Source organism: Nitrospirota bacterium (assembly GCA_040755395.1).
Classification (GTDB): domain Bacteria; phylum Nitrospirota; class Nitrospiria; order Nitrospirales; family Nitrospiraceae; genus DATLZU01.
Genome location: JBFMAX010000023.1, coordinates 19723 through 30062 on the forward strand (window position 1 = coordinate 19723; position 10340 = coordinate 30062).

The 10340-nt window shown below is 55.0% G+C and carries 7 protein-coding genes and 1 pseudogene; all 8 read left to right on the top strand.

Annotated features, from left to right (window positions below):
* Positions 1-86 precede the first annotated feature (86 nt).
* The 8 genes and pseudogenes from AB1555_19120 (at position 87) to mobF (ending at position 10320) form a co-directional block, all read left to right on the top strand.
* On the top strand, positions 87-5177 hold the full coding sequence (locus tag AB1555_19120; GenBank protein MEW6248800.1) for an AAA domain-containing protein: 5091 nt from the start codon (positions 87-89) through the stop codon (positions 5175-5177).
* Positions 5178-5451: 274 nt separating this feature from the next.
* The gene (locus tag AB1555_19125) at positions 5452-5982 is read left to right on the top strand and encodes a hypothetical protein (protein MEW6248801.1); all 531 of its coding nucleotides are present in this window, start codon (positions 5452-5454) and stop codon (positions 5980-5982) included.
* A 66-nt stretch (positions 5983-6048) separates the two neighbouring features.
* Complete coding sequence (locus AB1555_19130) at positions 6049-6309, top strand: helix-turn-helix domain-containing protein (protein ID MEW6248802.1); 261 nt, start codon at positions 6049-6051, stop codon at positions 6307-6309.
* 25 nt (positions 6310-6334) lie between these two features.
* Positions 6335-6577 (top strand): hypothetical protein, encoded by a 243-nt coding sequence (locus AB1555_19135; GenBank protein MEW6248803.1) that lies wholly within the window; start codon positions 6335-6337, stop codon positions 6575-6577.
* Positions 6578-6839: 262 nt separating this feature from the next.
* Positions 6840-7121, top strand: a complete 282-nt coding sequence (locus AB1555_19140; GenBank protein MEW6248804.1) for a hypothetical protein — start codon at positions 6840-6842, stop codon at positions 7119-7121.
* Positions 7118-7591 (top strand): hypothetical protein, encoded by a 474-nt coding sequence (locus tag AB1555_19145; GenBank protein ID MEW6248805.1) that lies wholly within the window; start codon positions 7118-7120, stop codon positions 7589-7591. The genes AB1555_19140 and AB1555_19145 overlap by 4 nt, the downstream gene beginning before the upstream one ends.
* 24 nt (positions 7592-7615) lie before the next feature.
* A pseudogene (locus AB1555_19150) lies at positions 7616-8926 on the top strand (type IV secretion system DNA-binding domain-containing protein).
* A 29-nt stretch (positions 8927-8955) separates the two neighbouring features.
* Positions 8956-10320, top strand: coding sequence for a MobF family relaxase (mobF, locus tag AB1555_19155; GenBank protein ID MEW6248806.1), 1365 nt, complete (start codon positions 8956-8958; stop codon positions 10318-10320).
* Positions 10321-10340 lie beyond the last annotated feature (20 nt).

Here is a 10340-nt window from a genome sequence, read left to right on the forward strand (position 1 = left end):
CTACCCGGACTTGTGATCAGTACGAGAAGGTTCTCTGGTTCGATGAAATACCCCGAGAACCGGGCTGCCACTGTATAGCGTGGCGAATGAACCAAGACCAGGAAGAATCTGACGTTTGGGTAGAGATCAACAAACCTCGCCTGAAGCCTCCTCCCAAGATCCCCGAACAACTGAAGCCATGGTTAGATCCAAAAAAGGTCGAAGATTCCGGTCTTGAACTCCCTGAACTACGAGAACGCATCACTGTATCTGTCCCTCCGCAAGGCGGGGATAACACAGAGGCAGAACAGCGGACCGCTTTTAAAGAACTGTCAGAATGCCCTGAAATTAAGCCTCTTTGGGAACAGTATGTTCAAAACGACTGGTGGCCGTGGGCAGAGGAAGATCGACGACTTCAAGCCGTCCAAAAGGTCTATACCGACCTCTTTTCTGTTTATCAGAAACAGCAGCGACTTGGCGAAGCGTATGAAGTAGTGCTCGGCCTCGGTTGCCTGGCCTGGAGAACGTCAGCAGGGTACGAAGTCAAACGACACATTGTCACCGTCCAGACCAACCTTTCCTTCGATGCACCACGAGGGGTGATCACGATCAGCCCTGCCGGGGAAGGAGCCAAACCAACCCTTGAGCAGGATATGCTTGAGCCCCAAGATCGACCTTCTCCCGAAGAGCAAGGCGCGGCTGAACGTGAGTTGGAGGGGATCGGAGACTCTATTTGGGATCGCGTCAGGATCCACGCAACATTAAAAGCTTGGGCCCATGCCGCATCCTCTCGTGGTCAATACGATGACACTTTGAATCCCCCAAAGGAAGTAAGTCCAGACCCCCATATCCATTTCGCTCCCGCACTGATTTTGCGCAGACGCACTGAGCGCAGCCTCCTCCGCATGTTCCAAGAGATCACCCAGCAATTGCGAGACGGGCTGCCTGTACCGATCGGGGTGCAACGATTGGTCAAGATCATTGATGACTCGGCCATTCCAACCGATGGATATGAGGATGGAGATAAGCCACCTGATCGGCAGGTTCCATCAGAAACGGGGGAGATCTATTTCCCTCTGCTGGCCAATGAGGAGCAGCGTGATATCGCTCAAAGACTCTCCACCCGCCAAGGGGTTTTGGTCCAAGGGCCTCCGGGTACAGGGAAATCTCACACGATTGCTAACTTGGTTTGCCACTTGTTAGCTACAGGGCAACGCGTCCTAATTACGAGCCACACTTCACGAGCACTTAAGGCCTTACTTGACAAGTTCGAGCAAGAAATTGATCTGAAGGAGATTGCCGGTCTTTGTGTCATTCTGCTCGGCGACGACCTTAACGCACTTCAATCCCTTGAGGATTCCGTTAGAGGGATAACTGACCAGTATAAGGCTTGGAATCCTGAGAAGAACCGACAACGAATCCGTGAATTGGAAAAGAAACTCGACGAGGCTCGTAGGAGCGAGGCTTCTTGCTTGTCGGAGTTACGCTCACTCAGAGAAGCTGAAACCTACCAACACCCGCCTCGGTTTGGTGGTTATTCGGGTACCGCTCAAGACATTGCTGTCCGGCTGAGAGAGAATCAGCCTCGTTATTGTTGGTTGCCAGCCAGGCCAAGCGAAGATGAAGATCCCCCGCTTTCGGATGAGGAAGCGGCGGAGGTTGTCAGGATTCTTCGTGAAATAAATAACGATCAAGAGCAGGAGCTTTCAAAGGCTTGGCTCGATCCCGAATCCTTAATCAGTCCGATCGAATTCTCACAGTTAGTCAGGAAACAAGCCGCGGCGCAGGCGCGTTTCGTAATGGCGGAGCCACTTCGATCTCATCCATCTTATTCCGCACTGACCTCCGCATCTTTAGAGCTGCGTACAGCTCTCATCTCGGGGCTCTCAGAGTTACTGAGAGACTTAGACACTCTGACACAGCACATCCACCCGTGGGTTAGGGAAGCTGCGATCCACATGCTAGCGGACCGTGACCGAGCCTGGCGTGACCTGTTGAACATGACGAGGGATACGCTAGCCAGCATCCAAAATCATGCTTCCAAGGCATCGCGATGGAAGATATCAGGTCTCGGCGAACGAGACCGAAGTGTGGTGAAGAATCATGCCGTTTCATTGCTGCAGCACCTGGAGTACGGCGGAAAGCTCGGGTTTGGTCCATTCCGCCCCAGAGTGGTTAAGGAGAGTTTTTACCTCATCAAGGAGGTTCGCATAGACGGTGACCTGTGTGACGATGCGCATATTCTGCGTAGACTCATTGTCTGGATCGAAGTGTGCGAACGTCTCGAGAGGCTTCATGCGCGCTGGTCAACTCACGCCCAGCCTCCTGCCGGCGACTTCTCTGTGCAGGTAGAGGAATACCTCGACCTCTGTGAGCCTTTGGAGAAGGCCCTGGAGCTTCACAAGAAAATGCTCAACCTCCGAGAGATCGTTACGTCGATTCCAGGCCTCCGAGAGCCTATCTGGCATGATCCTGAAGATCTCCGAGTCCTCACGGAAGTCGCTTCTGCGGTTAGCAGCGAGGAGGAGTTTAAGGAGGCTGGCAAAGCATTTGCTCACTTGGAAGAACGTCTTATCCCCCTCTCACATGATCGCAATGCTCATCCCAGTGTTCGTCAAATGCTAGACGCAGTTCGTTCCAGAGATGACGAGAAATATAGTCAAGCGCATCGAGCCCTATGTGGATTAAAGCACACCCGCCTTGCTGTGGAACGACGAAACGCCCTACTGCAAAGACTACGGGCCGCAAGCCCACCCCTTGCATCTGACCTGACAGCCAATTGCAGTGATCCAGTTTGGGATGAACGCATGGCGCACTTCTCCGCTGCCTGGAACTGGGCTCGAGCCGATCACTGGCTTCGCCGCTTCAACGATCCACAGGCACAGGAACGCTTAACTCACTCTCTTGAGAGCTACCGAAAGCGAATCCGTGAGCACATTCGCGACCTCTCGGCAGCAAAGGCCTGGAGGCATTGCTTAACCAGGTTGACTGAGCACCAACGTCAACATCTCGAGGCTTGGTCAAAGGCGATGCAGCGAATTGGCAAGGGCAAAGGGAAATACGCCGGCTTGAATCGCAAAGCTGCTCGCGAACATATGGAAGAATGTCGTTCAGCGATTCCAGCCTGGATTATGCCCATTTATCGCGTGGCAGAAACGATTCGCCCCGGCACAGATACCTTTGATGTGGTGATTGTCGATGAGGCGAGTCAGTCAGGTCCTGAAGCTCTATTCCTGCAGTACCTGGCCAAGAAAATCGTCGTCGTAGGGGACGACAAACAGATCAGCCCTGATTTTGTGGGCATCACCAGAGAGGATGTAGAACTATTACGACAACGTCATCTTTGCGATATACCGCACAGCGACGCGCTCGGCGTGGACAATAGTTTCTTTGACCAGGCCGCAATTCGTTTCGGAGGTCGAATTCGGCTCCGCGAGCACTTCCGCTGCATGCCTGAAATCATTCAGTTCTCGAACAATCTCTGCTATCGGTCAGAACCGTTAATACCGCTAAGACAATATGGAGCTGGACGCCTCGCTCCCGTTGTCACAACCACGCATGTCCCAGATGGCTACATGAAAGGTCACTCGCCTCGGGTGGTAAATCCGCCTGAGGCGGAAGCGATTGTTACCCAGGTGAAGAAATGTTGTGAAGATCCCCGCTACGCTGGAAAATCCATGGGTGTCATTAGCCTCCTCGGAGAAGAGCAAGCGAGGCACATCGAGCAGCTCCTCCTCAAACAAATTGGCCCAGAGCAAATCGAGAAGCGAAACCTTGTGTGTGGTGATGCCTATGCTTTTCAGGGTACCGAAAGGGACATCATGTTTCTCAGCCTAGTCTCAGCCCCAGCCGAAGGAAGGCGCATCGGAACTCTGGCAAGTTCCAAAGATGAAAAGCGCTTCAATGTGGCAGCCAGCAGAGCCAGAGACCAGATGTGGCTTTTTCATACAGCCACGCTTAACGATCTTAGCCCTAGCTGCTTGCGGTATCGCCTGTTGGAATACTGTCAAAATCCTTCGGTCGAATCTACAACCGTCGGTGGCCTTAGAATTGAAGAGCTGAGAGTTATGGCCCGGACTGCCGATCGGGGCAGAAATCTTCCACCACCTCCATTTGACAGCTGGTTCGAAATTGATGTGTTCCTCATGATTGCTGCACGTGGCTATCGTGTCATTCCCCAGTTCGAGATTGCAGGATACCGTATCGACCTCGTAATTGAAGGGATGCAAGGTCGCTTGGCCGTTGAATGCGATGGCGATACATGGCATGGGGCTGATCAGTACGCGGAAGACGTGGCTAGACAGCGGATGTTGGAACGATGCGGCTGGGTCTTCTGGAGGGTCCGTGGAAGCGCTTTCTATCGAGACTGCGATCTCGCGCTCAAGGAACTCTGGGATACATTAACTCGTCTGGGAATTCATCCCAACAACGGTTCTAGCGGCAGTTCTTCCCCACAATCACCAACTGGCAACTCATTCGCGTCCGACCATGGTCAAGGAAGAACTCCTATCCGCGCTAGGGCAGCCGGACAAACCCCGGTGGCTCAACTCACTCGCGAAGGACCGACCACAAGTTCCCTATTTGCGGGAGACCGTGCATCAGCCGACCAGGAAACTAATGGAGCTTCACCTATCTCACAGAGCGCTGAGTTCGGGGAGATGGAATCGCTTCAATGTGAAACCCCTCATGCCTTTTTGGCTCCATATTGCAGGTGGACGTCGAGGCCTCTGCCTGATCCTCGATCGGCATCGATAGAAGAAGTTGTTTCCGGACTCGTTGAGATCATTAAGGCTGAGGGGCCGATCATTTGCCACAGAGCCTACAGCCTTTATGCAAAAGCTGCGGGCCTCCAAAGAGTTGGACGCCAGATTCGTTCATTCTTGAATCGAGCTGTGCGGAAAGCGGTCCGCCAAGGATTGTTGGACGAAAGCAATGAGCATGGCACTCGAGATCAACTGAATCAGATTGTCCGACAGAGCGGTAGTCCGCCTGTTGTTCCTCGCACACGAGGAGGTAGAAGTTTTGATGAAATTCCACCCTCTGAAATCGCGGCCTTGATGAAGTGGCTGTTAGAACAGGACTCCAGTCTTAGAGGAGATAACCTAATCCAGGCAGTTCTTAAGAACTATGGGTTCGGACGAACCACATCGAATATTCGTGATTCACTAATTCTGATAATGAACCAACGCCTAAAGTGAACACCAAATACCTTCCTTACTTTTCCTTTCACTGTGACAATTAGTGGACTCGGCTCGCGAGCAAACTCAGCCATATCTCGGCTGGAGCGGATGCGCGGTGAAGTTCTCCCTGACTGTACTTCCACTTCCTCAAAGGGTGGCCTAGTTGATCCGTGCTTACCGCCCATTGCTACCTATTACCCGGAGCAGCATTCCCTAAACTTTTTTCTCGTGACGGCGCTTGACAATTGCCACGGCCAAGGTTACACGAGGACTACAAAGGATTACCCCAGCAATGGACTGGTTCCATCAATTTCTCAAGCAGCCGGCATTCGGCGTCTGTCGCGGTGTGCTACTCCGTGACAGTCTTCTCCTTTTGTTGTATGCGGCCTGGGGTACTGTCTGTTTGGCCGCCGGATATCAAGGACAGGGTCTTGTCTACCTCTGGGAACCGTTCGTGCTGATGCCGCTCCTCATTTCCCTCCGAAGAGAGCTGCTTCCTCGACCTATTGCGGATGCCTACGATGGCTTAGAGTCTGACATTCTCGAATGTGTTACTGCTGGCGGCTTTAAGGGACTTGCCGGAATGATTCTCGATCACATCAGCGGAGTGGTTCTCGATTACGTCATTTACGTGATCGAGCTAGTTGCCAGTTGGATTGAGACCGTCTTTTGGTTCTTCGTCTGTTTCATCTCTTCCGTACTTACCGCCCAAGAGTCTTCGGTCAGAGCCACAGTTCGATTTGCTTGGGAATCGACTTCTTGCCGGCAATCCCTCTTCCTCACTCACAGCCACACCCTTCGTGCACCGCCCTCGTTAGCGTAACTCCCTACTTCGTTCGTCAACCATCGCCTGTAACACGCTCTTTGTCCTTGTGCACGAGGTGTACGTATGCCATCCCCAGTTTTGTCTTCACCGGAGTTCGTCGATCGTGGGCAACAGTTACTCACAGAGAAAGAAGCTGCAGAGTTCCTCCGTGTTTCCGTCAAGACGCTGCAGAGTTGGCGTCTGCAGGGCAAACCACCCCGTTTTATGAAACTTTCAAGGTGTGTCCGCTACCGATTCGACGATTTGATCAGGTTTCTTGACGCATCAGGACGAAATTCTACGAGTCAACCAGCCTGGGAGAGACGCACCCACAAAGCGATCTGAAAGAATAGTCCACGGAGGAAAAACCATGAAGCTGTATGAACAGCTGAAACAGGAGTTGATCCAGGAATCCAATGACCAGTCGCTACGCTTGACCGTCACCTTGAGTGGCCTCCAGGCGGAAGCCTTTCTTTCTCTCCATGAGGCCCTTGGGGGCCCTGATGCGATCACCCGCAACGCCTTGGCAAGTCGCATCTTATCTCATGCGTTGCTGACGGAGCAGACAGGCCGGCGGACGCGAGAGCGAGCAGACAGCAAGGCCGTTGGGTAGGAATGCAGGGCTCTGGTTCTGGAAGATTGAAAGAGCTGTTTGCTTTCACACCCAACGCCTAGAACTAGGCAATTTGAAGAGGTCATCAGTGTCGTCCGAGTTTGAAGCGATTTCCCTAAAGGTTAGCAGCGAAGGTGTAACCAATTCGGAACTGAAGATCGAGGCCTGACAGAGCCGTCGACAATAGGTGCGCATCTCTTGTTGCGCCCGAACGAAACTCGATTTCGGCCCTGTCATTGGCTGAAAGGAAAGGCGATCGACCATGTCTCAACCGATTTCTCTCCGACTTGATGACAAATTGCACGCGGTTCTCCGCTCGGAAGTAAGACGGCGACGCATCCCGTTTGCTGATTTCGTCCGAGCCTGCATCGAACGCGGACTGTGGATCGAGGGCGTGCATGAATCCGGACTCCGGCAGTCACATGTTGCAGCCCTGTATGAATCACGGAATTTACTCCGCCGGCTGGTCAGTGCACGCTCACCCAAAGATGCGGCGGATGCTCAGGCTGAAGCATTGGCCCAGGCCAAGGAGGAGTTGCCATGAGCCTCATCCGCGGCTCCGAGTTGCTTCGTCACCGGTGGCGTATGTTCCTTGCCACCCTTGTGTTTGCCTTTCTGCTCGGCCTTGGGTGTGGAGGGCTTTGGCTGTGGATGAATCCCCCTTCTATTGAATCTGGTGCGTGGCAGGTCTACCGGGCGTACTGGCTGGCTCGCCTCGCCGTGTCCATTGGGCTCACACATATCGCCCTCCCTGTTCCAACGGTTGAAGGGGAACAGCGTTGGCCAGTCGTGCAGATCCTGGGCAACGAAGAGGCGCAACGGATTGCGCACGATACGCATCAGATCCTCCTGGATTCAGCTCAGCAAAGTGTGACTGCGGCTGCGCTGGCGGCAGGATTGTGGTTCGTCATCGCCTGGATCTATGGCCATCTGTCCTGGCGGGATCAATCCGTGGCCGGTTCGAGCATCGCACCACGCATGTTGTTCCGTGCCCGCCAATGGCTCACAGCCTGACTCTGGAGCCCGTTCCACTTAGCAGGGATTCGTCTGACCAAGGATGGTGAGCGACTACATGTTGTGATCGTTGGGTCTACGGGGACGGGGAAGACGACAGCGATCCTGAACTTGCTCGACCAGATCAGAGCACGAGGTGATGCCGCGATCGTGTATGACCCAGACGGCACCTTTGTGTCCTACTTCTACCGCGCCAATCACGACGTCGTACTCAATGTCTGTGATGCCCGCATGCCTGCATGGCACCCGTGGGCTGACTGTCTTGAGCCACAGCATTTCCTGGATTTGGCGGAAGCGATGATGGCGAGAGATCCGAGGGAACACAATGACTCGATCTGGGATGTCGGAGCGACTTATTTCATTGCATCTGCGCTCGAGCAACTTCACCGTGAAGGCAGGCGCACAAACCGCTCCCTGTACGAGCTGCTGTTCACCATGTCATTGGATGAGATTGAGACACGTCTGAAAGGGACGCCGGCAGGCGTGGTGATGAGTAAGAGCATCGAACGCACGGCGCTCTCGGTGCGGTTCACGGCGATGAAACGAGCCGGAGTGTTTCGCTATCTCCAGGATGCCTCGGAGGGCGAAGCCTTCAGTATCCGCCGATTCGTGAGTGAGCCGTGTGAGCGATGGCTGTTCCTGTCCGCTCGAGCTGATATGCGGGCCCTGCTCCGTCCCATGCTGACCGTCTGGTTCCACCTCGCCACGACCGCGCTCTTGTCGTTACCGCCCTCATCAACGCGGCGGCTCTGGTTCATCCTGGATGAAGTCGCTTCCCTGAATCGTCTCCCAGCCTTGGGCACATTGCTCCAGGAAGGCCGGCGCTTTGGAGCCTGTGTCGTGCTCGGTCATCAATCGCTTTCCCAGCTCGCCTCACTGTACGGCGAACAAGAGGCCATCACGCTGCTCTCCATGCCGCAAACCACCCTGGCTCTTCGCAGTCCGGAACCACGGACCGCGGAGCTGCTTGCGAAGCGCATTGGACAACAGGTCTTCATCGAATCTCAGGAAAGCGTGCAGTACGGGGGCCACGCTGTGCGAGATGGGGTATCCCTGTCCGAGCATTACACGACCCGTTACCTCATCGAACCTGCGGCCTTGCAGTGCCTGCCGGATCGAGTGGGATACCTTAAGCTCCCCGGTCCTCAGCCTCTTGTCCGCGTCTCGCTCCGGGTGAAGGAACGATCGCCCATTGCTCCGCCACTCATCCCGCGCACCATGCTGGTTGGCGGGTCGAATGCTGAGCGTGCTGCGAACGACCAGGGGCCTCTTGCCGCGTCATCGAACGATCGGACGCCGAGTCTCGCTGAGTTAGCAGATGAATTGACCACGTGAAGGCGGGACCGATGCTGAGTATCTAGAACATCACGAATAGTGCCGCCGCTGGCCATTATTACGAAAAAGACAACTATTACACGGACCGTGAGGAAGCACGGGAGCGCTCCGTGTGGTGGGGGCATGGCGCTGAGCGACTGGGCCTTTCCGGTCCCGTTGACCAGGAGACCTTTCAGCGACTGCTCGATGGACAATTGCCGAACGGCGCAGAAATCAGGTCAGGAACGCTCGGACGAGACCGAGCCGGCGTTGATGTCACCCTGAGCGCTCCCAAAAGTCTGTCTCTGCTTGCCGAAGTGGGAGGGGACCATCGACTCCGCGACGCGCACGAGGTCGCCGTGACCAAGGCGCTCGAATATCTTGAACGGGAGGCCGCTCAGGCGCGTCTCACGGTCAATGGCGAAACCAGTACTGAACAGACCGGGACTTTCATCGTTGCACGGTTCCAACATGATACCTCGCGCACGCTTGATCCGCAGTTGCACACGCATGCGGTAATCGCCAATGCAACGGAGCGGCAGGATGGAGCATGGCGGGCCCTGTCGAACGAGAAATTGTATGAACACAAAATGGCGGCTGGCGCGATCTATCGCGCACAGTTGGCCGCCGAAGTACAGCGGCTCGGTTACGACATTGAAAAGACCCATGCCGATGGCCGGTTTGAAATCCGAGGCTTTACTAAGAACCAGCTCGAGCACTTCAGTCAGCGTTCCCTCACCATCCGGGAGGCGATGCAAGAGCGTGGGCTCTCAGGAGCCAAAGCTGCCGAGCAGGCGACGCTCATGACGCGAAGCGCGAAGTCTGATGTCGACCGGGGCGAACTTCGCGAGGAATGGCGTACACGGGCCGAGTCTCAGGGGATCGATCTCGCTCACATGATGGAACAGGCCAGGGAGCGGGCCGGCCGTGAGGCGAATCACAACGAAACCCAGCAGGCTGCCAGGGCAGGATCGCAATGGGCCATCGAGCACACAACGGAACGACAGACCGTCGTAGCCCGGCGAGATCTAGAACGCTACGCGACGGAACAGGTTGTGGGTACAGCGACCTATCAGGATGTGCAGCGCGCGATCCGCCAGGCGGAGCGTTCAGGCGAGCTGATTCCACTTGGTGATCGGTACACGACGTTCGAAGCATTGAAGACGGAACGGGACACAGTCCGCATGATGAAGGAGGGGCAGGGGCGTGTGGCGTCTATCCTGTCTCATGAGCAGGCGCGAGAGGCGACAGACGGAAGAAGTCTCACGATAGGACAGCAGCGAGCTGTGATTCATGTCTTGAACGGCCATGTCAGCTTTCATGCGAAACTCCCCCCTGAGTTTTCATCTGAAATTCCTCCCTCTCTGGGCACAGGGAGGGAATCACGATGGAGGAACGAGCCCTCAGTCCAGTAAGTTCCCCGCCGAGTCCAACC